The sequence below is a fragment of the Serratia sp. (in: enterobacteria) genome (assembly GCF_051654945.1).
In the GTDB taxonomy this organism is placed as follows: domain Bacteria; phylum Pseudomonadota; class Gammaproteobacteria; order Enterobacterales; family Enterobacteriaceae; genus Chania.
The window spans coordinates 168946-192116 of sequence record NZ_JBOFZA010000081.1; the positions used below are offsets into that span (position 1 = coordinate 168946).

Genomic DNA, 23171 nt, shown 5'->3' on the forward strand with positions numbered 1-23171 from the left:
GACTGAACACCTATGACCATTGATAACCTGTCCCACCCCGTACTGCCGCTGAAAATCATCGCGACCGGTGCGGCCTTGCCTCCCGGCTGCATCGAATCTGCGGCGTTGGATCGGCAATTAAATAAACCCGTCGGCTATGTAGAACAACGCTCGGGGATTATTCATCGCTTTCATGCCAGCAATCAAGCTAGCCAGGCTGCACTGGCCGTCGCTGCATTAGACGACGCGCTGGTTCGTCACGACATCCCGCGCGATTCCATCGATCTGTTGATCTCGGCTTCGGCAATTTCCGTCCAGGCGTTGCCCTTCAGCGCTGCGCATATACTTAAAATCGCCGGGCTATCGTCGGGGATTGCGGGCTTTGATATCAATACCAGCTGTGTCAGTTTTATTAGCGCATTGCAGGTGGCGGCGGGGCTACTCAACGCCGGTGTTTACCGGCGTATCGCCATCGTTTCTGCCGATATTGCCTCACGCGGCATCGACTGGGAGGATGAAGAGTCCTCACTGATTTTTGGCGATGGTGCTGCCTGTGCCATCGTAGAGCGTGGTGATGGGCGCAGCGGCATCTTGTCCTACCTGATGGAGACCTACCCGGAAGGCAGCGATTTGTGTGAAATCCGCGCCGGTGGCACGCGCCGCAACCCGCGTGCAGGGATGAACGACAGCGATTTTCTGTTCCATATGAAGGGCAAGCAACTGTTCCGCCAGGCTTCGGCGCTGATTGAAGGTTACCTTGGCCGTTTACTGGCCGCCGCAGGGCTAACCTTGCCACAGATCGCCACCGTGGTACCGCATCAGGCCAGCCACCTCTCTTTGGAGCATATGCGCAAAAGGTTGCATGTTGCGCCAGAGGCACTGGTGGATATCTATCGTTATCGGGGTAACCAGGTGGCGGCGTCAATTCCTTCCGCTCTGCACGAGGCGGCGATCACCGGCAGGCTGAATGCCGACCAACCGGTGATGCTGATCGGCACTGCGGCCGGGTTGACTCTGGGTGGCATGGTACTGTTGCCATGAAAGTGTTGGTAACAGGAGCGACCAGTGGGCTTGGGCGCAATGCGGCCGAGTGGTTATTGGCCGCCGGACATCAGGTCCATGCTACCGGGCGCGATGAGGCCGTCGGCCGTGAGTTGGTGGCGCAGGGGGCAAAGTTTACGCCGTTGGATCTGACCCGTGCCGGGATGGAACAGTGTGAGCAACTGATGAAAGGCTATGACGTGGTCTGGCACTGTGCCGCCAAATCCTCCCCCTGGGGCGATCGCAGAGCCTTTTTTCAGGCCAATACCTACGCCACGGAAAAACTCGCCAAGGCTGCCGGACGTTGTGGGGTAAAGCGCTTTATCCATATCTCGACGCCTGCGATCTATTTTGATTTCAAACATCATCACAACATCACCGAAGGCGAGTCTGCCCGGCGGTTTGCCAATCATTACGCCGCCAGCAAGTATGCCGCCGAGCAAAGTATTGCCGGACTGTTGCATCGTTATCCGCAGACGACCTATCTGATCCTGCGACCACGTGGCCTGTTTGGCCCGCATGACCGGGTCATTGTGCCCAGGATCCTGGCCCAGATGCAGCGTGATAAAGGCGTGTTGCGCCTGCCCGGAGGCGGTAACGCCTATCTGGATCTGACCTTTGTGCTCAACGTGGTGCATGCGATGGATCTGGCCAGCAACCGGGAACATTTAGCCTCTGGCGGTATCTATAACATTAGCAACCAACAGCCACAGCGGCTGGAGGATATGCTGCATCAACTACTGGCTCAACAGCTAGGTTGGCAATATCGGATACAGGCATTGCCTTATCCGCTGTTGTGGGCTGTGGCGGGAGGAATGGAGATGGTGTCTCATTTTACCGACAAAGAGCCGATGTTGACGCGCTACAGCGTGGCAGCCGCCTATTTTGATATGACATTGGATAACAGCCGCGCGATTGAAGAGCTGGGCTATCGGCCGCGTTATAGCCTGGAACAAGGGATTGAACTGACCGGCCAATGGATGAAACAGCAGGGGATGGCGCCGCATGGCTAATATCACTCCCTTTGAAATCGGCTATTGCACTCACCTGGGCTGTATGGCGCTGCGTGGCTCGCCGATGCGTACCTGTAAATTCCCCTCCCGAGCGTATTTGCTGGAGGTGGGCGAGCGCCGCTGGCTGTGGGATACCGGTTACGCCAGCTATTTCCAGCAGTACACGTCCAGCGGTATCTTCCGGCTGTATAGTCAGATGACGCCGGTATATTTCAGCCCACAGCAGGCACTGCTCGAACAGTTGAGTAGCCGGGGCGTGGGCGTGGGTGATATTGAGGCGGTGATTATTTCCCATTTTCATGCCGACCATATTGCCGGTCTGCGTGACTTCAGCCGCCTTAACATGATTTGCTCCGGCCAGGGTTGGCAGCAAACTCGTGAACTGCGCGGCTTTGCCGCCCTGAGGCGGGCGTTTGTGCCCGGGCTGATCCCAGAGGAATTTGAATCCGCGTTGCAGTTTGTGGAGTCGTTCCCGTTACAGAGCCTGCCCGCCGAGCTGGCCCCGTTCCAGCAGGGTTATGCGTTGCCGGGTAGCGCGGGGCAAATCATCATCGTGCCGCTGCCGGGCCATGCTGCGGGCCATATTGGTGCCTTTGTGCAAACCGACGCGGGCTGGACGCTGCTGGCAAGCGATGCCGCCTGGTCACCGCTGAACTATCAGCAACTCCGCGGTCCTTCGCGGTTGGCGAATCTGATCATGGATAATCCGCGCAGTTACTATCAAACCCTTGAGGCGCTAAACCAACTGCATCACGGTGGCGCGGCGGAGATCCTGTTGTGCCATGAGGGGGATTTATGATCCCATTGATGACGCTGTGGCACTACCTGCGAGCGCGAAAGCTGCATTTCACCGAACGGGCAGCGCTTGAAGCCTACCAGGCGCGCCAGTTGCAACGTTTTGCCCGCCGCGTTTTGGCGCATAGCCCGTATTTCCGGCCATACTGTCTGTTACCCTTGAGCGAATGGCCAGAAATGGACAAAGCGATCATGATGACGCATTTTGATCGGATGAACACCGCCGGGTTGCAGCTGGAAACGCTGTTGGCCTGTGCCCGGCGCAGCGAAAACGATCGCGATTTTACCCCCAAAGTGGGCAAATACAGCGTTGGCCTGTCGACCGGTACTTCCGGGCGCCGCGGCGTGTTTGTGGTCAGCCCACAGGAGCAGCAGATCTGGGCTGGCGGCATGCTGGCAAAAATGCTGCCACAAGGGGTATTTGCCGGTGAACGGGTTGCGCTGTTTTTACGTGCGGACAATAACCTGTACCACAGCGTCAACAACCGCTGGCTGAGCCTGACGTTTTACGATCTGTTTACGCCTTTTGCCGAACACTTGCCGCAGATTGAACGAGAGCAACCCACCATCGTGGTCGCGCCTGCGCAGGTGTTGTGCGCCTTGGCCAGCGCGGTTGAGCGGGGAGAGTTGCAACTACGGGTGAAAAAAGTGATCTCGGTGGCCGAGGTGCTGGAACCGCAGGATCGCCAACGGCTAAAGCGGGTGTTTGCCGAGGTGGGCGAAGTTTATCAGGCTACCGAAGGCTTTCTGGCTGCAACTTGTCGCCACGGCACCTTGCATCTGAACGAAGAGTTTATTCATGTGGAACCACAGTGGATCGACGAGCAGCGCTTTACCCCGATGATCACCGATTTTACCCGCCGTACGCAGCCGATCGTGCGTTATCGGCTGGATGATATTCTGGTGCGACGCGCGGAGCCTTGCCCTTGCGGCCAGGCCAGTATGGCATTGGAGCGGATTGAAGGGCGCTGTGACGATCAACTGCTGTTACCCGGATTGCAGGGAACGGCGCAGAGAGTCTTTGCCGACCTGTGCCGCCGAGTGATTGCCAACGCATTGCCCGCCGTGGCGGATTATCGCCTGACCCAATTGGCGGGCCAACGGCTGCACCTGATGGCTGACTGTAGCCCAACAGAGCTGGAGCATTGCCAGCAGCAGTTGATGACGCTGTTTACTCAGCAGGGTATTGATGTACAGCAACTGGAGTGGCAGCTCACTGCACAGAGCATCATGCCGCAGTTTGATGCCAAACGCCGACGCATCGTGCGGTTGCCGGAGGCACCATGAAAGAGGTGCTCTATCGGCTATGGCAAATGCTGCTGGGCTGGGGCTTTGTCGGCCTGATTTATAACAGCACCGATCGTTGGCAAGGGGCCGGTTATCAACTGACGCCGAGTTGGCTGGATCGTGCCATCCCCTTCAGCCCACATGCCATCTGGCTGTATTTATCTTTTTTCCTCATCGTTCCGCTGTGCTATCTGCTGTGCCCGCTAAGCCGGATCAAATGGCTGAGAAGCTCGATGCAGCTAGCCGCTCTGGTTGCAGGAGCCATCTATCTGCTGTGGCCGACGACGATGGACTACCCGGTCGATCAGGGCAATTCGCTGAGCTCAACGATGCTGTCAGCATTGATCGGGATTGATTCAAAACAAAACTGTCTACCCTCATTGCATATAGCCTTGACGGCGTTGGCGGTATGGGCCGTGGCGGATAGCCGGAAAAAATGGCGTAGCATACTGTTGTCGATTTGGGGCCTGGCGATTGCCTTCTCGATCCTGCAACTACGCCGCCACCTGTTGGTAGATTTGCTCAGTGGGGCGTTGTTGGCCATGGCCGTAGGCTATGCCTGCCAGCAGGTTCGATGGATTGTCAGTGATTTTCGTCAGGGAGAACGACAATGACCGATCTGGTGATACCGATAGTCTTTATGCTGTGCGTGGTGCTGGGCGAAGCCCTGTGGCTGCAAAAGCGCAACCGCGGCAGCGTTGATTGGCATGATGTGATCTTCAACCTCAACTCCGGGCATATCATGCTGTGGCTGTTCCGCGGGCTGGAGATCTTCTGCTATGGCTATGTGGTCACTCATTACAGCCTGGGCCTGGTAGACAGTTGGCCGGTGGCGCTGGTGTGGCTGTTTACCCTGCTGGCGTGGGACTTTGGCTTCTACTGGTTGCACCGGTTGCATCACCGTTTCCGCCTGCTGTGGGCGGTACATGTGGTGCATCATCAGGGCGAGCACTTCAATCTGTCGCTGGGCGTGCGTAACTCGTGGTATTCGTCGTTGACCTCGATCCCGTTCTTTATGCTGTTGGCGTTGGCCGGTGTGCCGCTTGCGGTGTTTATCACCGTCTCAATTCTGCATTACAGCATTCAATTGTTTAACCATAACGCGCTGACCCCCAAGCTGGGTTGGCTGGAGAAAATCTTCGTCACTCCGGCACACCATCGGGTGCATCACGTGAACGATTTGGCCTACTCCAACCGTAATTTTGGCGGCAGCTTCATCTTCTGGGACAAGCTGTTCGGCACCTTTGGGCCGTCGCTGCCGACCGGGCCTTTCGCCTACGGCGTACGCGGGGACAAGTCTTCGGTTAACCCGTTCTGGGCCAGTAACCTGCCGTTTTTGCGCTATTTCAAACTGCCGTTCAAACCTTCCGCCAGTAGCGCCCATTTCCGCAGTTCTGCCTGGTGCATGGTGAGCGGGGCATTACTGCTGTTCGCCCTGGTGCTGGGCTACGTTTACCGCTTTGGTTACGGCTACAACGGCCTGACCGGCGAACAGGCGGCGCTGTTTATGCTGTTGGCGATAGGGGTGGTGGCGTTGGGTGGGCTTGCCGAAGGCCGTAGCTGGGGCGTAAAGGTCTGGCTGCTGGTGGCGTTGGCCGCTCCGCTGCTGTTACTGGTGGCGCTGGGTTGGCACCAGCCTTATTGGTGGCTGATGGCCTGCGGCATTGCGCTGCATGGCTGTGCGGTGGCCGCTGGCTGGGGACGCCAGAAGGATACTGCACATGGCTGATTCACTGCCGCCACTCTCTTTCCCTGCGGATGGGGAGCAGGCATTTCATCGTGAATTGAAACGTCGGGCTCATGCCTATCTGAGCGGACGTAACGATCACCGCTTTGCCGATGCAACCCGTTGGTTCAAGGCGATTGTCCTACTGTTGCTGTGCGTGGGGTTCTACCTGCTCAGCCTGATGCAGCAGCAGGGGATGGCGTTTATGCTGTGCTATTTCGCTTTTGTCATGATGGGCATGTTGCTGAACGTCAACGTCAATCATGATGCTTCACACAATGCGTTTGCCCGCACACCCTGGGTGAATCGCCTGGCGGGGCGGCTGGTTACCATCCCGCTGGGGGTCGATCCCGACTATTGGCGGACCAGACACGTCAGCTATCACCATGTGTATGCCAACGTTGAACATTACGATCTGGATACCGAGGAGAACGGCTTTTTCCGCCAGACGCCGTTCCAGCAATGGCGAGCGCACATGCGGTATCAGCACCTTTACTGGCCGCTGATCGCTGCCTTGTCGCTGCCCTATATTGCGCTGGTGTTTGATTGGTCAGACCGGCTTGGCAAAACCCCGTTGGCGGCCGATGGCGTGCTGGCCGGGCGCCAGGGCTGGGCAGTGTTTATTGCCAGCAAATTGTGCCACATTTTAGTGGTGCTGGTTATTCCCCTGGTGGTTTGCCAGCAACACGGCATCGGTTGGCAAACGGTATTGCTCGCCTATCTGTTGAGCCAGATGCTGGCCTCGCTGCTGGTGGTGTTCTTACTACTGGGAACCCACTGGGCGCAGGCCGAGTTTTACGCGGTGCCAGAAGGCAGTCAAATGCCGCAGGGCTGGTATCGGCATAACTTTGCCACCGCCTGCGACTGGGTAACCTCGCCACACTGGCTACACCATCTGACCGGTGGGCTGAATTATCATCTTACCCATCACCTGTTCCCCGGCTGGAACCACCGTCACTACCCGGCGCTGGCCGCCATCCTGGCCGAACTCGCGCCACGCTATGGCATGGATTATCGCTGTATCGGCTATCGGGAACTGTTGCAACAGCAGCAACGCTTCTTGCGCGCGATGGGGCAGCAACCGCAATGAAGATGCCAGACACCACGCCGCTGCGGCCCTTGGCGTTCCAACGGGAGAATCGCGACATTCATCTGGCGCTGATGCGCGGCAGCCAGGCTTATCTGGCAGAGCGGGGCGATCATCGCTTTGCCGACCGCGGGATGTTTGCCAAGGTGTTGTTGCTGATCCTGCTGTGCGCGGGCTTCTACGCTGCCAGTTTGCAGCAGCAAAACGCCTGGGCCTATTTTGGCTGCTACGTCGGCTTTATTTTCTGTGCCATGATGCTGACGGTGAACGTGGTACACGACGCTTCGCACAACGCTTTTTTCAAACGGGCGCGGCTGAACCACTGGCTTAACTTTGTCGTCAGCATTCCGTTAGGGTTGGATGCGGACTGTTGGCGAGTGCGCCACGTCATCTTCCATCACGCCTACAACAATATCGAAGGCTACGATCCGGATATTGAACCGAACGGCGTGCTGCGGCAAACGCCGTTCCAGCAGCGTAAAACCTTCATGCGTATGCAGCAATACTATTGGCCGATAGTGGCCGCGTTGACCTTCCCGTATTACATCTGGCTGTTTGACTGGTTGGATCGGGCCGGTAAAACGCGCATGACGCCCAAGATGATGTTGCAGGGGAAACCAGGCTGGAGCGTTTTTTTGCTGAGCAAGCTGGCGCACTTCACGCTGGCGTTAGCCATCCCGTTATGGCTGCTGCCCCCAAGCATCAGCGCCACGGCAATCTGGCTGACCTATCTGCTGAGTCAGATGCTGTCGTCGTTGGTGTTTGTGATGTTGATTGTTGGCACCCACTGGGCCAAGGCCAATTTCTATCAGGCTCCCGAGCAGGGCAAGATGGTGCATGGCTGGTATCAACATCTGTTTTCCACCACCTTCGACTGGCAGGCTACTCCGCAATGGGTTGGCTACTGGTTGGGCGGTGCCAACCTGCATCTGACCCATCATCTGTTCCCACATTGGAGCCATCGGCATTATCCGGCGCTGGCGAAGATTATTGCCGAGGTGGCTGCTCAATACGGCCTGGATTATCAGTGTCTGGATCTGAAAACGCTGTTGCAGATGCAACAGCGTTTTTTAGGGGCGATGGGGAAGCGCTAAAGCTATTCCGGCTTCATCCCGGCGGCGGTCATCAGCAGGCGGAATAGCGAGGCGACCAAAAACAGCCCGAGCACGCTGGCACTCCAGATCACCACCAACCAGCCGACGCGTTTCCACCAGGGTATGGTGGCGGTTTTCTCATTCATCGTTTTGTCCATCAGTGATACCCATCCTCATGGCTCACCTTGCCGCGGAACACGTAGTAGCTCCAGAAGGTGTAGACCAAAATAATTGGAATAATAAACAGTGCGCCCACCAGCATAAAGCCCAGGCTCTGTAGCGGTGCGGCGGCCTGCCACAGGGTGATGGCCGGTGGGATCAGCAGCGGCCAGATGCTGATGCCCAGCCCGCTCAGCCCCAGGAACACCAGCAACAGCGTCAGCAGGAACGGCGAGTAATGAGCATCGTGGCGTACGCCGTGCCAGATCCCCCAGGCGCTGAGCAGCACCAACAGCGGCACTGGCAGCAGCCAGAACAGATTCGGCAGGCTGAACCAGCGGGTTGCAATCTCAGGGTGAGCGATCGGCGTCCATACGCTGACGGCCAGCAGGATCAGCAGCAGGCTGACCAATAGCGGCGTGGTCAGCCGATGCATACGTGCTTGCAGGCTTCCGGCGGTCTTCATGACCAACCAGGTGCAGCCGAGCAGCGCATAGGTCACCACCAGCCCCAAACCGCAGAACAGGGCAAACGGTGTAAACCAGTCGAAGGGGCCACCAACATAGGCGCGGCCTTCTACCGGGAAACCGTCGATAATTGCCCCGACGACCACGCCCTGGCAGAAGGTCGCCAGGATTGAACCACCGATAAACGCCTTATCCCAGATATGGCGTTTTTCTTCCTTGGCCTTGAAGCGGAACTCAAAGGCAACACCGCGGAAGATCAGGCCAAACAGCATCAGTGTCAGGGGAATGGCCAACGCGTCCAGGATCACCGCATACGCCAGTGGGAATGCGCCAAACAGGGCGGCCCCGCCTAGCACCAGCCAGGTTTCGTTGCCGTCCCATACCGGTGCTACGGTATTCATCATCACATCGCGATCGTGGCTGTCTTTCACCCACGGGAACAGAATGCCGATACCCAGATCAAAGCCGTCCATTACCACGTACATCATGGTGCTGAACACGATGATCACAAACCAAATCAGCGGAAGATCGATACCCATGTTCAGCTCCTGTCGTCCAAAGTTTCGTGTACCGCAGAGAGCGGACGTGCCGGTGTGCCATGGCCGCTTGGCTCGTCACCCTCATGGGCCTGTGGGCCTTTGCGGATCAGGCGCATCATGTAGGAGTAACCCACACCAAACACCGAGCAATAGACGACGATAAAGGCCAGCAGGCTGACACTCATATGGATGTCGCCGTGGGCAGAGACGGCATCAGAGGTGCGTTGCAGCCCATAAACGACCCACGGCTGGCGGCCAATCTCGGTGGTGAACCAGCCCGCCAGCAAGGCAATCAGCCCCGATGGCCCCATCCACAAAATGAAGTACAGGAAGGGTTTGGACTGATACAGCCCACCGCGCCAGCGTAGCCACAGGCTCCAGACGCCAGCCAGGATCATCAGCATGCCCAGCGCCACCATGATACGGAACGACCAGAACACTACGGTGGAGTTAGGGCGATCTTCCGGTGGGAAGGATTTCAACGCCGGAACCTGCTGCGTGAGGCTGTGGGTGAGGATCAGGCTGCCGAGGTAAGGGATTTCCAGCTTGAAGCGGGTTTCTTCACGCTCCATATCCGGCCAGCCGAACAGGATCAGCGGTGTCGCCTCTCCCGGTGGGTTTTCCCAATGGCCTTCGATGGCGGCGATTTTGGCCGGTTGGTATTTCAGCGTATTGAGACCGTGCGCATCGCCGATCACCGCCTGGATAGGGGCGACGATCAGTGCCATCCACATCGCCATCGACAGCATTTTACGCATCGCTGGCGTATCACGGCCCCGCAGCAGATGCCAGGCCGCCGAAGCACCGATAAAGAAGGCTGACGACAGGAACGCGGCGGTGGTCATATGCAGCAGACGGTAAGGGAATGACGGGTTGAAGATCACTTTAAACCAGTCAACCGGCACCACCACGCCGTTGATGATCTCGTGCCCCTGCGGAGTCTGCATCCAACTGTTGGAAGCCAGGATCCAGAAGGTGGAGATCAGCGTGCCGAGTGCTACCATACAGGTGGCGAAGAAGTGCAGGCCGGGGCCGACACGATTCCAGCCAAACAGCATCACGCCCAGGAAACCGGCCTCGAGGAAGAAGGCGGTCAGGACTTCATAGGTCAGCAACGGGCCGGTGATGCTGCCGGCAAACTCGGAGAAAAAGCTCCAGTTGGTGCCGAACTGATAGGCCATCACCAGGCCGGAAACCACGCCCATGCCGAAGTTAACGGCGAAGATTTTCGACCAGAAGTGGTACAGATCCCGGTAAGCCTGATTGCGTGTTTTCAGCCATAGACCTTCGAGCACGGCCAGATAGCTGGCCATGCCGATGGTGATGGCCGGGAAGATAATATGGAAGGAAACGGTAAAGGCGAACTGGATCCGTGCCAGCTCCAATGCATCAAGTCCGAACATGGAGCCTCCTTGATTTGTTCATAAATCGGCCTCTTAGGAAAGCGCTAGCTTGCTTATTAAAACTTGCGCTAAGTAGAGCATGGAGTAGAGTAACGATAACAGTGACAGTTATTTCACTTTTAACTATAACAGTTGGATTTGTATGACCAGATATGAACAGCTCGCCCAGCAGATCCGCGAACAGATCCAGAACCGCGTATGGCGTGCCGGAGATAAACTGCCTTCGCTGCGGGAAAGCGGCAAACGTGCCGGGCTGAGCCTGATGACGGTGGTGCAGTCCTACCAGCTACTGGAAAGCCAGGGCTGGATCGTGGCACGGCCACAGTCTGGTTACTATGTCGCGGCCCGTTCACAGGCATTACCCCAGCCTGTCCGGGGTGAAAAACTGTTGGTGAGCGAACAGGTAGATATCAACGCCTTTATCTTTGACGTGCTGCAAGCCTGTAAGGATCCGGACATTGTCCCGTTCGGTTCGGCCTTCCCGGACGCAACCCTGTTTATGCAACCCAAGCTGGCCAGGGCGCTGAGCAGCGTGGCCCGCAAGTTCACGCCTCACAGTTCGCTTGCCAATCTGCCGCCGGGCAATGACGCCCTGCGCCGTCATATTGCCCAACGGTATGCGCTGAGCGGGATGCAGGTTGCCCCCGATGAAATCGTGATCACCGCCGGGGCGATGGAGTCGTTAAGCCTGAGTCTGCAAGCGGTCACGCAGCCGGGGGACACGGTGGCAATTGAATCGCCAGCCTTTTACGGCGCATTACAGGCACTGGAGCGGCTGAAGCTGAAGGCGGTGGCGATCGCTACCCATCCACAGCATGGGATCGATCTGGATTCGTTGCAGCAGGCGATTGAGCAGTATCCGATTAAAGCCTGCTGGCTGATGACCCATTTTCAGAACCCGCAGGGTTCCAGCATGTCGGACGATAATAAGCAACGGCTGGTGACGATGCTGCGTGAGCATCAGATCTCGTTGCTGGAAGATGATGTCTACGGCGAACTTTATTTCAGCGCCGAGCGGCCATTACCTGCCAAGGCTCTGGATCAGGGCGGGCAGATTTTGCACTGCTCGTCGTTCTCAAAATGTCTGGCTCCGGGGTTCCGCGTGGGTTGGGTGGCGGCAGGGCGTTATGCGCCACAGATCCAGCGCTTGCAGTTGATGAGTACCGTTTCGACCAGCGTGCCGACCCAGATGGCGATCGCCGATTATCTGCTGCATGGCGGCTATGATACCCACCTGCGTCGCCTGCGGCGTTTATTGGCCCAGCGTCAAAGCGCCATGCATCAGTCCATTGCCCACCATTTCCCGCCGACGGTGAAGATCAGCCAGCCGGACGGCGGCTATTTTCTGTGGTTGGAGCTGGAGGCGACACAGTCCTCGATGGAACTCTACCAACGCGCGCTGGCAGAGGGGATCAGTATTGCGCCGGGGCGAATGTTCACCACCGGCGATCGTTTCAACCACTGTTTCCGCCTGAACGCCTCTTTTGAGTGGAGCGACAGGCTGGAAAGCGCTATCAAGACCTTGGCCAGGCTGATCCGCAGCCTGAACTAAGCCAGATAATGTTTCAGCGCCCGCCCGGCCTGATGAATTGCCGAATGTACTGCTGGCACCTGAGCAATCGGGTTTAGCAGACCGTAATCGTGGATCAATCCATTGTAGCGGGTGGCGGTTACCTCAACGCCAGCAGCATTGAGGAGGCGGGCGTAGGCTTCCCCTTCATCCCGCAGCACGTCCAGTTCGGCGGTCTGTATCAGCGCTGGGGGCAACCCTTTCAACTGTTCTAATGTTGCATTGAGCGGCGAGGCGTAGATCTCCTTACGTTGGGCCTTGTCAGTGGTGTAGTTGTCCCAGAACCACTTCATCATATTACGGGTTAAAAAATGGCCTTCAGCAAATTGATGATAGGAATCGCGATCAAAACTGGCGTGGGTGACCGGCCATAGCAGGATTTGGCAGCGCAGCGCCGGAGTGCCGCGATCTTTAGCCATCAGGCTGACTACCGTTGCCATATTACCGCCAACGCTGTTGCCTACCACCGCCAGCCGGCTGCCGTCGACGTTGATCTTGTCACCGAACTCTGCCACCCATTCCGTGGCCGCATAGGCTTGTTCGATGGCGGTGGGATACTGGGCTTCTGGCGACGGCGTATAATTGACAAACACCGCTACGGCACCAGAGCTGTAAACCAGATCGCGCACCAGTCTTTCGTGGGTAGGGAAGTCACCTAATACCCAGCCGCCGCCGTGGAAGAACATGAATACTGGCAATTTCTCTTTCACCCGTGGTGGCCGCACGATATGCAGCAGGATGTCCTGACCGGCGACGTGGATGGTCTTCTCTTCAATCTCAACCTCATGTTGCACTACTTCCACACTGTGCTGTGCGCCTTCCAACACCTTGCGTGCCTCCTTTGGTTTCATCTGCTCCATTGGTTTGCCACCGCTGGCATTTAGCTCTGCCAGAAAGGCCGCGACGTCTTTAACCGCAGCGGGCTGGGTGGGATCAAAGGTTTTTTTGCTCATGATGGGATCCTTAAGGTTGAGGAGGGAACTCGGAAAATGGGGATAGCTTAGAAGTGTAGTCTGTAATTGCCGTTACCCCTCGCCCAAAGGGCAAGGGGACTGTCTGAGGCACAGATTGACACTGTACTAGCAAGCAACACCGAGTTGGCCCCCTCTCCTTTTTGGGAAGAGGGCTGGGGTGAAGGGACTTCAGCGCAGCCTGCCATTTTTTACTGCACTAAATGAGGTCAAGATGCACGATATTGGTGCGAAAAGGTGCAGAGCTGCCGATTTGGCGCAATTATTTTTGCGAGCAGGATCAGATAATCGCAAGAATTTTGCGATTGAATAGGATTTCGTGGTCGCCGATGATTTTAGGCTCTATTTTTGCGCCCTTTCATTACAAATGCATAATTATTGAATATTTATGCAATATAACTCCTTGTTTTAACGAAAAAAATAACCAAATCCGCTAAAAACCCCGTTATGGCACGATAGCTGCTCTACACTATTTATCAAATGGGCGCTATTTTAACTACTCATTAACATTTATTCCCCGCTTAGCGGCGCTAAATGCGGCATTAATAGCGAATAACCGATTTTATGTAACAGGTTTGTATCTGAATGGCCGATGCTCAGCAGCATTATCGTCGGCCAGAAAATACACCGGATAACCGGGTTAATTTGCTTTTTCGTCGGCCTTGCGGCCCTAACGCGGTCCTTACCGCCAAAATTCAGCCTTTGCTGACGTTATGAGGTCATTATGGAACAGCCAATCGCAGTTACCCGCCAGTCTTTCGACGACTGGATGATCCCGGTCTACGCCCCTGCGGACTTTATTTTGGTGCGTGGAGAAGGCTCACAGGTCTGGGATCAGCAGGGGAAATCCTATATCGATTTCGCCGGAGGCATTGCCGTTAACGCCTTGGGCCACGCCCATCCGCAGGTGTTGGCGGCGCTGGTCGAACAGGCGGGCAAACTTTGGCATCTGGGCAATGGCTATACCAACGAGCCGGTATTACGCCTGGCCAAGCAGTTGATCGATGCCACCTTTGCCGACAAGGTATTTTTCTGCAACTCCGGCGCGGAAGCCAACGAGGCTGCGCTGAAGCTGGCACGAAAATATGCGCTGGATAACGGCAACGGCGAAAAGAATCAGATCGTCGCCTTCAATAATGCGTTCCATGGTCGCACCCTGTTTACCGTGACTGCCGGTGGCCAGCCAAAATATTCTCAGGATTTTGCGCCACTGCCTGGTGGCATTACCCATACGCCGTTTAACGATCTGGCGGCGGCTGCGCAGGTGATTAACGAGCGCACCTGTGCGGTGATCGTTGAGCCTATTCAGGGTGAAGGGGGGGTGGTACCAGCACAACCTGAGTTCCTGCAAGGGCTGCGTGAACTGTGCGATCGCCATGGTGCACTGCTGATCTTTGATGAGGTGCAAACCGGCGTAGGCCGTACCGGATCGCTGTATGCCTATATGAATTACGGGGTAGTGCCGGATGTATTAACCACCGCCAAAGCCTTGGGGGGCGGTTTCCCGATTGGTGCAATGATCACTACCGACAAGCTGGCGAAAACCCTGGGCGTTGGCACGCATGGCACGACCTACGGCGGCAACCCGCTGGCGACGGCGGTGGCTGGGGTAGTGTTCTCGCTGATTAACACACCGGAAGTGCTCAATGGGGTGAAGCAACGCCTTGAGTGGTTTATCGAAGGGCTGACGCAAATCAACCTACAGCATCCGATCTTTAGCGAAATCCGCGGGGCGGGGCTGTTGATTGGCTGCGTGCTGAACCCGGAATATGCCGGTAGAGCCAAGCAACTCACCCAACTGGCCAACGAGGAGGGGGTGATAGCCCTGATCGCCGGGCCGGACGTGGTGCGCTTTACGCCTTCGCTGATCATCCCGCAGCAGGATGTGAAAGAGGGGCTGGCGCGGTTCGCGCGTGCCGTGGCGCGGATTTGCAGCTAATCAAGACGGCTGCGCCTGGTGCGCAGCCGGTGACTTCCGAGGTTCGCATTATGATGATTATCCGCCCCATAGAGCGCCGTGACCTGGCTGACCTGCTGGCGCTCGCCGGTAAATCCGGTATTGGCCTCACCTCTTTGCCGCAGAATGAAGACACGCTGTCGGCACGTATTGAGCGGGCGTTAAAAACCTGGCAGGGCGAACTTCCCCAAAGCGATCGCTGTTATCTGTTTGTCATGGAGGATACCGAACGGCAGCGCGTGGTTGGCGTCAGCGCCATCGAAGTGGCGGTCGGGCTGACCGAGCCTTGGTACAGCTTCCGCGTGGGTACCCAGGTGCATGCCTCAAAACAGCTTAACGTCTATAAGTCGGTGCCAACGCTGTTTTTGAGTAACGATCATACCGGCCATTCGGAGCTCTGCACGCTGTTCCTCGATCCGGACTACCGCCATGGCGAGAACGGTAAGCTGTTGTCGAAGGTACGCTTCCTGTTTATGGCCGCGTTCCGCAACCAATTCTCCCGCAAGGTGATTGCGGAAATGCGCGGTTACTCCGATGAGAATGGCCGTTCCCCCTTCTGGGAGAGCGTCGGTCGTCACTTCTTTTCTATCGAGTTCGCCAAGGCGGACTATCTCAGCGGGACCGGGCAAAAGGCGTTTATCGCCGAACTGATGCCGAAACACCCGCTGTACGTCGACTTTCTGGCCGAAGATGCGCAGAAAGTGATTGGCGAAGTTCATCCGCAAACCGCACCGGCGCGCAAGCTGCTGGAGGCCGAAGGGCTACGCTATCAGGGCTACGTCGATATCTTTGACGGCGGCCCGACGCTGGAAGCCGAGATCGACGAGATCCGCGCGGTGAAGCGCAGCAAACTGGTCAAAGTGGTGCTGGATGACGCGCAGGTGAACAGTGAAGCCCCGGTATATCTGGTGGCTAACGATAACTATCAACATTATCGCGCCCTGCTGGTACATGCCCAACTGCATGACGATCGCCTGCGTATCAATGCCGAGACGGCGGCGGCGCTGGGCGTCGAACAGGGTAGCCCGGTGCGGGTCATCAAGCTTATAGCTCAGGAGAAAGTGTAATGTCGCATCCTGCATTGTTAATTAATGGCGTCTGGCTGGCAGGCCGGGGCGCAGAGTTCAGCAAAACCGATCCGCTGGATAACCTGCCGCTGTGGCAAGCCAATGCGGCTAACGCTGACGACGTGGCTTTAGCCTGTGCCGCTGCCCGTGAGGCTTTCCCTGCCTGGGCACGCACGCCGTTTGCCCAGCGCGAGGAGTTGGTAAAGCGCTTTGCGGCGTTGCTGGAGGAGCATAAACAGCATCTGGCCGAGACTATCAGCCGTGAAACCAGTAAACCACGCTGGGAAACCTTGACCGAAGTCCAGGCGATGATTGGCAAGGTGGGCATTTCGCTACAAGCCTATCAGGCGCGTACCGGAGTGACGGAAACCGCGATGGCCGACGGCGCTTCGGTGCTACGCCACCGGCCACACGGCGTGCTGGCAGTGTTTGGTCCGTATAACTTCCCCGGTCATTTACCGAATGGGCATATCGTCCCGGCGCTGCTGGCGGGTAACTGTGTGGTGTTCAAACCCAGCGAACTGACGCCGCTGACGGCGGAGGTGACGTTGCAGCTGTGGTTGCAAGCGGGACTACCGGCTGGGGTGATCAATCTGGTACAGGGCGGGCGTGAAACTGGCGAGGCGTTGGCAAGCTGTACCGATATCGACGGGCTGCTGTTTACCGGTAGTGCTGGCACCGGTTACCACTTGCATCGCCAACTGGCCGGCCAGCCAGAAAAAATCCTGGCGCTGGAGATGGGGGGCAACAACGCGTTGATCGTTGAACAGGCGGAAGATTGTGACGCGGCGGTGAATCTGGCCATTCAATCGGCATTTATCTCTGCCGGCCAGCGTTGTACCTGTGCCCGCCGTATTTTGGTGAAAAACGGACCGCAGGGCGATGCCTTTATTGCCCGCCTGGTCCAGGTGGCTGCGGCGCTGCGCATTGGCCGCTGGGATGCTGAGCCACAGCCGTTTATGGGCGGGGTGATTTCCTCCGCAGCGGCAGAAAACATGCTGGCAGCTCAGCACCATCTGTTGGCACTGGGCGGCAAGGCTTTGCTGACCATGAAATCGTTAGAGAGCGGCAGTGCCCTATTAAGCCCGGGCATTATTGATGTGACCGGCGTGGCGGGAGTACCCGATGAAGAATATTTTGGTCCGCTGACCACTATCATTCGCTACGACGATTTTGAACAGGCGCTGCGCATGGCCAATAACACGCGCTATGGCTTGTCCGTTGGGCTGGTTTCCCCGCAGCGGGAGCAGTTCGAACGGCTGCTGCTGGAGGCACGAGCCGGTATCGTCAACTGGAACAAACCGTTGACCGGTGCCTCCAGTGCGGCACCTTTTGGTGGCGTGGGGGCTTCGGGCAACCATCGGCCAAGTGCGTTCTATGCGGCGGATTACTGCGCATGGCCGATGGCTTCTCTGGAGAGTGCCAGCCTGACGCTGCCTACCAGCCTGTCACCGGGCCTGATATTTAATTGATCTGCCTGCCCCTCAACCCGCAGGGCGAGGGGGCCAGAACGCTGTTGTGGTCGGATGCAGAGATAATTATGTAGCGCCGTTTTTTATCCCCCCAGTAGCCATAGCAGGCGCAGAACGTAAGTTGTGGCACGTACAATCCCCTCTCCTTGGGGAGAGGGTTAGGGTGAGGGGGCTTGCACCAAAGTGGCAGGCATCAAGCTACAGGAGAGAAAAATGTCCGGATATGAAGTCAATTTCGATGGGTTGGTGGGTTTGACGCATCACTATGCCGGGCTGTCGTTTGGCAATGAAGCCTCGACGCAGCATCGCAACAGCGTGTCGAATCCCAAGCTGGCGGCAAAGCAGGGGCTGTTGAAAATGAAGGCGCTGGCGGATATGGGCTTCCAGCAGGGCGTATTGCCGCCGCAGGAACGGCCTCATCTCCCGACGCTGCGCAAACTGGGCTTTAGCGGTAGCGACGAGAACGTGCTGAAAGAGGCGATGCGTACCTCACCGCACTTGCTCTCGGCTCTCAGTTCGGCCTCATCCATGTGGACAGCTAATGCCGCGACGGTTTCGCCTTCGGCAGACAGTCAGGATGGCAAAGTGCATTTCACCGCTGCCAACCTGAATAACAAATTCCATCGCGCGATCGAGGCAGAAACCACCTCCTGCGTGCTGCGTGCCATCTTCCGTGATGAGCAATATTTTACTCACCACGCTGCCTTACCGCCGGTGGCACTCTTCGGGGATGAGGGGGCTGCCAACCATAACCGTCTTGGCGGTGACTATGCCAAGCCCGGAGTACAGGTATTTGTGTATGGCAAGCAGGAGTTCGGTGGGGAAAGTGCTCCCACCCGTTACCCGGCTCGCCAGACACGCGAGGCCAGTGAGGCAATCGCACGTTTGCATCAGTTACACGAGCAACAAACGGTATTTCTGCAACAGAACCCGGCGGTGATCGACCAGGGCGTTTTTCACAATGACGTGATTGCCGTCAGCAATCAGCAGGTGTTGTTCCATCACCAGCAGGCGTTTTTGCATCAACAGCATGGGCTGGATCAACTGCGCCGCAAGATGGCCTTGCTGGAAACGGAACTGGTGGCGATAGAAGTGCCCACTTCCAGCGTCAGCGTGGGGGATGCGGTGGCGACCTACCTGTTCAACAGCCAGATCCTGAGCAAACCCAACGGCAAGATGATGATCGTCGTGCCGCAAGAGTCCCGCCAGCATCCGGGGGTTTGGCACTATCTGTCAGAGATGGTGACCAACGGTGGTCCAATCGAGGAGATCAAGGTGTTCGACCTGCGCGAAAGTATGCGCAACGGCGGCGGCCCGGCTTGCCTGCGGTTACGCGTGGCGCTGAACGATGCTGAGCTGAGAGCGGTTAACCCACGGGTAATGATGAACGATACGCTGTTCGCTACCCTGAATGACTGGGTAGACCGCTATTATCGCGATCGCCTGGTACAGGGCGATCTGGCAGATCCACAATTGTTGCATGAAGGACGTGCGGCGCTGGATGCTCTGACCTCGATCCTTGGGTTGGGTAATGTTTACCCGTTCCAACAGTAACCGGAGGCGATGATGCAAAATTTGTTGGCTTTGACGCTGGCCGGAACGACACCTGTCAATATCGATGGTGAGACAGCCACATTGCGCTGGCGGTGGCTGGGGGAAGGGCTGTTGGAGATCTGCCCGCTGCAAGGCTATCGGCAAGCGGTGGTGCTTTCTGCGGGTATACATGGCAATGAAACGGCCCCTATCGAATTACTGGACCAGTTGGTAACCGAGATACTCACCGGCGCAAGACCATTGGCGGTGCGCCTGCTGGTGGTGTTGGGTAATCCACCGGCGATGCGTGCCAATCAACGCTATCTGACAAGCGACATGAACCGTATGTTTGGCGGGCGCTATCAGCAGTTTGCACCCTGTGGCGAAACGGCACGGGCGCAGCAGTTGGAGCAAGTAGTCAGTGATTTTTTTGCCCAAGAGCATGCCACCCGCTTTCATTTCGATCTGCATACGGCGATCCGTGGCTCGCTGTTGCCACGTTTTGGTCTTTTGCCTTATCAACCAGAGAGCTACAGCCCCGAGATGTTGACGTTGCTGGATGCGGCCGAATTGGATGCGCTAGTGATCCATCAGGCGCCTGGCGGCACGTTCAGCTACTACTCCTGCGAATATGCACGGGCAGCAAGCTGCACCCTCGAGTTGGGCAAGGCGCGCCCCTTTGGCAGCAACGATCTGCACCAGTTTTCCGCTATCAATCACGCATTGCAGGCTCTGGTCAGTGGGCAGCCTTTGCCTTTACGGGGGCCGATTCCGATACGGGTATTCCGTGTCGAGCGTTCCTTGGTCAAACGCAGTGAGTCATTCAAGCTTTATTTGAGTGACGACACCGCCAATTTCACCGCTCTGCCGCAGGGCACCTTAGTATATGAGCAACCAGGGGAAAGCTATCGGGTACAGCATGATAACGAGTGGATCCTGTTTCCCAATCCCAAGGTCGCGTTAGGATTGCGTGCGGGCATGATGCTGACCGAAGTACCGCGCAGTACCCTGTTTTAATTTCCCTTCGTTAGTTACGCCATAGGTCTGTGACCTGTGGCGACTTCTTCTCTCCTGTACCAAAATAGCGCAAATTTTTCCCCAGTTGATAGGGGATTTGTCCTGTGACGCTTTGGCCTCTGTCAGGGCGAACAATGGGTAAAAACTGAATTAAAGATAGATCTATTTGCATAAATTCAGCTATTCGGATTTATATCAGTTAAAAGTGTGAAATAAGTAACGCTATTGCTTAGCAGGCTAATTTTGTGGTTATTGGAAACCGTAGGTAAATCACACAAAGTGAAATGTGTCTGCACCTTTTTGGTGCGGCGTGATGACTTTAATATCCCTTATGCGTTAAATTTCTATTTAAATCATAATATTAGAAATTATCTTGATTGTAATATTTGCTTACAAATAAACATGCTTTATACGCACTGTTTCATGAACTTTTTTATTTTAAGTTTTTATTCATGATGCTACTGTCACATGGCGCTTTATTACGGGGCGTTGATAAAAAACAAAATGATAAAAATCACAGCCCAAAGCATAAATTGGGCGTGACGGGCAGCTTTTAATAAAAATCTAGGAAAATAAATGATGAAACGCAGTGTAGTAGCCCTGGCGGTTGTTCTTGCCACCGTCGCCACGATGGCCAATGCGGCCGAAATCTACAACAAAGATGGCAACAAACTTGACCTGTATGGCCGCGTTAACGCCAAACATCTGTTCAGCGATAACAAGTCTGCCGACGGTGATGCCACTTATGTTCGTTTCGGTTTTAAAGGCGAAACGCAGATTAATAGTGAGCTGACCGGTTATGGCCAGTGGGAATACAACGTCCAGGCCAACCACGCCGAGTCAGCAGGGACCGAAGGAACTAAAACTCGTCTGGGCTTCGCCGGTCTGAAATTCGCCGACTACGGTTCCTTTGACTACGGCCGTAACTACGGTGTGGTTTACGACGCAGAATCCTATACCGATATGCTGCCAGAGTTTGGCGGTGACACCTATACCTACACTGATAACTTCATGAATGGCCGTTCAACCGGTCTGGCTACCTACCGTAACCGCAGCTTCTTCGGTCTGGTGGAAGGTCTGAATATCGCATTGCAGTATCAGGGCAAGAACGAGAATGACCGCAGTAACATCCACAAGCAGAACGGTGACGGCTATGGTATGTCTGTGGATTATCAGGACATCGGTGGTACCGGCATTGGTGCTGCGGCAGCTTTCTCTGATTCTAACCGCACACAGGCTCAGAAAGCCGCTACTTACGGCAAAGGTGACAGCGCTACGGCCTGGACCACCGCGCTTAAGTATGATGCCAACCAGGTGTATTTGGCTGCCATGTATGCTGAAACCCGCAACATGACCCCAATCAACGTTAGCGGTACTGCTGGCTTTGCCAACAAGACGCAAAACTTTGAAGTGGTTGCGCAATATCAGTTCGAAAATGGCCTGCGTCCATCCATTGCCTACCTGCAGTCCAAGGGTAAAGACATTGAGAGCATCGGCGATGCCGATCTGGTGAAATATATCGATATCGGTGCGACATACTACTTCAACAAAAACATGTACACCTATGTTGATTACAAAATCAACCAGTTGAATGACAACAACCCGCTGGGTCTGAACACTGACAACGTCGTGGCAGCCAGCTTGACCTACCGTTTCTAAGCGTTACTCATTACCTCATTCCTGTGTCGGAACGTGGTCCAAAAGGCAGAGCGCAAGCTCTGCCTTTTTCAGTTCGACAACATCGTGGCAAGACTGCTGAATTTATCGTAGAGGTGCCGCATGCTCGGCTAATCAATGCAGTGTTTGTTCAAAAAGGGGCATACTCGCTGGCAGGCAGCCAGAAGCCGTCGATAAAGTCCTCGATCGGAAAACAGCCGGCATGACGTAACCGTTGTTCTTTCATCGCGACCAGGCACTGATGCTCATCACGCAGCACGTCGACAACGATATCGGCACAGCCGCCATCCAGATAACAAACGAACATCACCAAAGCATACATAACTCAACACGTCTCCATTAAGACTCTACCCATCATTGTAGGTAAAACCGGGCTGAATTCAGCTAATTCATACAAAAAAATAACATTCGACCAGACAAAAACGGTATTTTCAGAATTATGGCAGCGTTTAATCATCCTGAAGAGCATTGCAGTTCCGCGCCGCACTGCTAAGCTTAATGAGTTTTTAAAAAGTTCTTAACTACCAAACATTAACGGGAGCGAATATGGGATTGTTTAACTTCGTGAAAGAAGCTGGCGAAAAACTGTGGGATACGGTGAGCGGTAATGCTGCGGATCAAAGCGCCAAGCTGAAAGCGCACCTCGATAACAGCGGCCTGCCGGATACGGATAAGGTTGATGTTCAGGTCGTTGATGGCAAGGCGGTGGTCACCGGGGAGGGTCTCAGCCAGGAACTGAAAGAAAAGATCCTGGTGGCCGTAGGGAACGTGGCAGGTATCAGCGGCGTGGAAGACAATGTTGCGGTAGCGCAACCGGAGGCGGAAAGCCGTTTTTATACCGTCAAGAAGGGCGATACGCTGAGCGCCGTTGCCAAAGCGATGTATGGCAATGCCAACCTGTACAATAAGATTTTTGAAGCCAACAAACCGATGCTAAGCCATCCGGATAAAATCTATCCGGGTCAGGTGTTGCGCATCCCACAATGATTTTGCCAATCTAGGCCATCGAAGCCCGAGCTTGCTCGGGTTTCAGACTGCATGGGCCGTTGTTCCATCCTGGCGCTGTGCGAAACTCCCCAACCAATTTGCATACTGCGTCTGTTCTACCCCCTCAAGTTCCTGTATCTCAATTAGATAAAGCCAATGAATGTTTCCAGCCCTGGTTACCCTGAGAGTCTTGACCCTGTTGCAGAAAATTGTTAGCGTCTGCATGCAAGAAAAGTCTTAGTTATCGCCTGTGTTAAATTTGACTACCGCTTAGGCATGAGGTTTGGTGCTTTGAACCTCGGGGTGGTATGGCATGCGATAAGAGATAGA

Annotated in this window: 21 protein-coding genes; 16 read left to right on the top strand and 5 right to left on the bottom strand. The window is 55.8% G+C overall.

What is annotated here, in order from left to right; all coding sequences use genetic code 11:
* The first annotated feature begins 12 nt into the window (after positions 1-12).
* Genes ACRDCA_RS17145 through ACRDCA_RS17180 form a run of 8 tightly spaced genes read left to right on the top strand, consistent with a single transcriptional unit; the run spans position 13 to position 8022 of the window.
* Complete coding sequence (locus ACRDCA_RS17145) at positions 13-1020, top strand: 3-oxoacyl-[acyl-carrier-protein] synthase III C-terminal domain-containing protein (protein ID WP_438690621.1); 1008 nt, start codon at positions 13-15, stop codon at positions 1018-1020.
* Positions 1017-2033: an NAD-dependent epimerase/dehydratase family protein gene (locus ACRDCA_RS17150; RefSeq protein ID WP_438690622.1), complete on the top strand. Its 1017-nt coding sequence runs from the start codon at positions 1017-1019 to the stop codon at positions 2031-2033. The genes ACRDCA_RS17145 and ACRDCA_RS17150 overlap by 4 nt, the downstream gene beginning before the upstream one ends.
* Positions 2026-2832 (top strand): MBL fold metallo-hydrolase, encoded by an 807-nt coding sequence (locus ACRDCA_RS17155; RefSeq protein WP_438690623.1) that lies wholly within the window; start codon positions 2026-2028, stop codon positions 2830-2832. The genes ACRDCA_RS17150 and ACRDCA_RS17155 overlap by 8 nt, the downstream gene beginning before the upstream one ends.
* A complete protein-coding gene (locus ACRDCA_RS17160; RefSeq protein WP_438690624.1) occupies positions 2829-4115 on the top strand; it encodes a F390 synthetase-related protein in 1287 nt (428 codons plus the stop codon). The genes ACRDCA_RS17155 and ACRDCA_RS17160 overlap by 4 nt, the downstream gene beginning before the upstream one ends.
* Positions 4112-4729 carry a phosphatase PAP2 family protein gene (locus tag ACRDCA_RS17165; protein WP_438690625.1) on the top strand — a complete coding sequence of 206 codons (618 nt, stop codon included), beginning with the start codon at positions 4112-4114 and terminating at the stop codon, positions 4727-4729. Before ACRDCA_RS17160 ends, ACRDCA_RS17165 begins: the two co-directional genes overlap by 4 nt.
* Positions 4726-5844, top strand: coding sequence for a sterol desaturase family protein (locus ACRDCA_RS17170; protein ID WP_438690626.1), 1119 nt, complete (start codon positions 4726-4728; stop codon positions 5842-5844). Before ACRDCA_RS17165 ends, ACRDCA_RS17170 begins: the two co-directional genes overlap by 4 nt.
* Entirely contained in the window at positions 5837-6931 is a 1095-nt protein-coding gene (locus ACRDCA_RS17175; RefSeq protein WP_438690627.1) for a fatty acid desaturase family protein, read from the top strand. The genes ACRDCA_RS17170 and ACRDCA_RS17175 overlap by 8 nt, the downstream gene beginning before the upstream one ends.
* Before the next feature lie 2 nt (positions 6932-6933).
* Positions 6934-8022, top strand: a complete 1089-nt coding sequence (locus ACRDCA_RS17180; protein WP_438690996.1) for a fatty acid desaturase family protein — start codon at positions 6934-6936, stop codon at positions 8020-8022.
* A gap of 2 nt (positions 8023-8024) precedes the next feature.
* Here the strand turns inward: ACRDCA_RS17180 and ACRDCA_RS17185 are convergent, their stop codons facing one another.
* Genes ACRDCA_RS17185 through ACRDCA_RS17195 form a run of 3 tightly spaced genes read right to left on the bottom strand, consistent with a single transcriptional unit; the run spans position 8025 to position 10590 of the window.
* The gene (locus ACRDCA_RS17185; protein ID WP_438690628.1) at positions 8025-8168 is read right to left on the bottom strand and encodes a DUF2474 domain-containing protein; all 144 of its coding nucleotides are present in this window, start codon (positions 8166-8168) and stop codon (positions 8025-8027) included.
* 11 nt (positions 8169-8179) lie between these two features.
* Positions 8180-9187: a cytochrome d ubiquinol oxidase subunit II gene (gene cydB, locus ACRDCA_RS17190; protein ID WP_438690629.1), complete on the bottom strand. Its 1008-nt coding sequence runs from the start codon at positions 9185-9187 to the stop codon at positions 8180-8182.
* A 2-nt stretch (positions 9188-9189) separates the two neighbouring features.
* Complete coding sequence (locus tag ACRDCA_RS17195) at positions 9190-10590, bottom strand: cytochrome ubiquinol oxidase subunit I (protein ID WP_438690630.1); 1401 nt, start codon at positions 10588-10590, stop codon at positions 9190-9192.
* A gap of 142 nt (positions 10591-10732) precedes the next feature.
* Between ACRDCA_RS17195 and ACRDCA_RS17200 the strand changes: the two genes are divergently transcribed.
* On the top strand, positions 10733-12142 hold the full coding sequence (locus ACRDCA_RS17200) for a PLP-dependent aminotransferase family protein (RefSeq protein ID WP_438690631.1): 1410 nt from the start codon (positions 10733-10735) through the stop codon (positions 12140-12142).
* On the opposite strand, the gene ACRDCA_RS17205 is transcribed toward ACRDCA_RS17200, so the two are convergent.
* Positions 12139-13113, bottom strand: coding sequence for an alpha/beta hydrolase (locus ACRDCA_RS17205; RefSeq protein ID WP_438690632.1), 975 nt, complete (start codon positions 13111-13113; stop codon positions 12139-12141). The two genes, ACRDCA_RS17200 and ACRDCA_RS17205, sit on opposite strands and share 4 nt — an antisense overlap.
* A 742-nt stretch (positions 13114-13855) precedes the next feature.
* On the opposite strand from ACRDCA_RS17205, the gene ACRDCA_RS17210 reads away from it, so the two are divergent.
* The 6 genes from ACRDCA_RS17210 (at position 13856) to ompC (ending at position 21836) form a co-directional block, all read left to right on the top strand.
* On the top strand, positions 13856-15070 hold the full coding sequence (locus ACRDCA_RS17210; RefSeq protein WP_438690633.1) for an aspartate aminotransferase family protein: 1215 nt from the start codon (positions 13856-13858) through the stop codon (positions 15068-15070).
* A 50-nt stretch (positions 15071-15120) separates the two neighbouring features.
* On the top strand, positions 15121-16155 hold the full coding sequence (astA, locus tag ACRDCA_RS17215; RefSeq protein WP_438690634.1) for an arginine N-succinyltransferase: 1035 nt from the start codon (positions 15121-15123) through the stop codon (positions 16153-16155).
* Positions 16155-17627 carry a succinylglutamate-semialdehyde dehydrogenase gene (gene astD / locus ACRDCA_RS17220; protein ID WP_438690635.1) on the top strand — a complete coding sequence of 491 codons (1473 nt, stop codon included), beginning with the start codon at positions 16155-16157 and terminating at the stop codon, positions 17625-17627. Before astA ends, astD begins: the two co-directional genes overlap by 1 nt.
* A gap of 213 nt (positions 17628-17840) precedes the next feature.
* Complete coding sequence (astB, locus tag ACRDCA_RS17225; RefSeq protein ID WP_438690636.1) at positions 17841-19181, top strand: N-succinylarginine dihydrolase; 1341 nt, start codon at positions 17841-17843, stop codon at positions 19179-19181.
* A gap of 12 nt (positions 19182-19193) precedes the next feature.
* Positions 19194-20177, top strand: coding sequence for a succinylglutamate desuccinylase (gene astE, locus ACRDCA_RS17230; RefSeq protein ID WP_438690997.1), 984 nt, complete (start codon positions 19194-19196; stop codon positions 20175-20177).
* Between the two features lie 576 nt (positions 20178-20753).
* Positions 20754-21836 (top strand): porin OmpC, encoded by a 1083-nt coding sequence (gene ompC / locus ACRDCA_RS17235; protein WP_438690637.1) that lies wholly within the window; start codon positions 20754-20756, stop codon positions 21834-21836.
* 148 nt (positions 21837-21984) lie between these two features.
* Here the strand turns inward: ompC and ACRDCA_RS17240 are convergent, their stop codons facing one another.
* Positions 21985-22176, bottom strand: coding sequence for a YebW family protein (locus ACRDCA_RS17240; RefSeq protein ID WP_021181014.1), 192 nt, complete (start codon positions 22174-22176; stop codon positions 21985-21987).
* A gap of 224 nt (positions 22177-22400) precedes the next feature.
* On the opposite strand from ACRDCA_RS17240, the gene lysM reads away from it, so the two are divergent.
* Positions 22401-22841: a peptidoglycan-binding protein LysM gene (gene lysM, locus ACRDCA_RS17245; RefSeq protein ID WP_438690638.1), complete on the top strand. Its 441-nt coding sequence runs from the start codon at positions 22401-22403 to the stop codon at positions 22839-22841.
* Positions 22842-23171: the final 330 nt, after the last annotated feature.

Excerpts from the sequence above, each read along its gene's own strand:
- ACRDCA_RS17145 (WP_438690621.1), top strand. The coding sequence starts at position 13 with ATGACCATTGATAACCTGTCCCACCCCGTACTGCCGCTGAAAATCATC.
- ACRDCA_RS17150 (WP_438690622.1), top strand. The coding sequence starts at position 1,017 with ATGAAAGTGTTGGTAACAGGAGCGACCAGTGGGCTTGGGCGCAATGCG.
- ACRDCA_RS17155 (WP_438690623.1), top strand. The coding sequence starts at position 2,026 with ATGGCTAATATCACTCCCTTTGAAATCGGCTATTGCACTCACCTGGGC.
- ACRDCA_RS17160 (WP_438690624.1), top strand. The coding sequence starts at position 2,829 with ATGATCCCATTGATGACGCTGTGGCACTACCTGCGAGCGCGAAAGCTG.
- ACRDCA_RS17165 (WP_438690625.1), top strand. The coding sequence starts at position 4,112 with ATGAAAGAGGTGCTCTATCGGCTATGGCAAATGCTGCTGGGCTGGGGC.
- ACRDCA_RS17170 (WP_438690626.1), top strand. The coding sequence starts at position 4,726 with ATGACCGATCTGGTGATACCGATAGTCTTTATGCTGTGCGTGGTGCTG.
- ACRDCA_RS17175 (WP_438690627.1), top strand. The coding sequence starts at position 5,837 with ATGGCTGATTCACTGCCGCCACTCTCTTTCCCTGCGGATGGGGAGCAG.
- ACRDCA_RS17180 (WP_438690996.1), top strand. The coding sequence starts at position 6,934 with ATGCCAGACACCACGCCGCTGCGGCCCTTGGCGTTCCAACGGGAGAAT.
- ACRDCA_RS17185 (WP_438690628.1), bottom strand. The coding sequence starts at position 8,168 with ATGAATGAGAAAACCGCCACCATACCCTGGTGGAAACGCGTCGGCTGG.
- cydB (WP_438690629.1), bottom strand. The coding sequence starts at position 9,187 with ATGGGTATCGATCTTCCGCTGATTTGGTTTGTGATCATCGTGTTCAGC.
- ACRDCA_RS17195 (WP_438690630.1), bottom strand. The coding sequence starts at position 10,590 with ATGTTCGGACTTGATGCATTGGAGCTGGCACGGATCCAGTTCGCCTTT.
- ACRDCA_RS17200 (WP_438690631.1), top strand. The coding sequence starts at position 10,733 with ATGACCAGATATGAACAGCTCGCCCAGCAGATCCGCGAACAGATCCAG.
- ACRDCA_RS17205 (WP_438690632.1), bottom strand. The coding sequence starts at position 13,113 with ATGAGCAAAAAAACCTTTGATCCCACCCAGCCCGCTGCGGTTAAAGAC.
- ACRDCA_RS17210 (WP_438690633.1), top strand. The coding sequence starts at position 13,856 with ATGGAACAGCCAATCGCAGTTACCCGCCAGTCTTTCGACGACTGGATG.
- astA (WP_438690634.1), top strand. The coding sequence starts at position 15,121 with ATGATGATTATCCGCCCCATAGAGCGCCGTGACCTGGCTGACCTGCTG.
- astD (WP_438690635.1), top strand. The coding sequence starts at position 16,155 with ATGTCGCATCCTGCATTGTTAATTAATGGCGTCTGGCTGGCAGGCCGG.
- astB (WP_438690636.1), top strand. The coding sequence starts at position 17,841 with ATGTCCGGATATGAAGTCAATTTCGATGGGTTGGTGGGTTTGACGCAT.
- astE (WP_438690997.1), top strand. The coding sequence starts at position 19,194 with ATGCAAAATTTGTTGGCTTTGACGCTGGCCGGAACGACACCTGTCAAT.
- ompC (WP_438690637.1), top strand. The coding sequence starts at position 20,754 with ATGATGAAACGCAGTGTAGTAGCCCTGGCGGTTGTTCTTGCCACCGTC.
- ACRDCA_RS17240 (WP_021181014.1), bottom strand. The coding sequence starts at position 22,176 with ATGTATGCTTTGGTGATGTTCGTTTGTTATCTGGATGGCGGCTGTGCC.
- lysM (WP_438690638.1), top strand. The coding sequence starts at position 22,401 with ATGGGATTGTTTAACTTCGTGAAAGAAGCTGGCGAAAAACTGTGGGAT.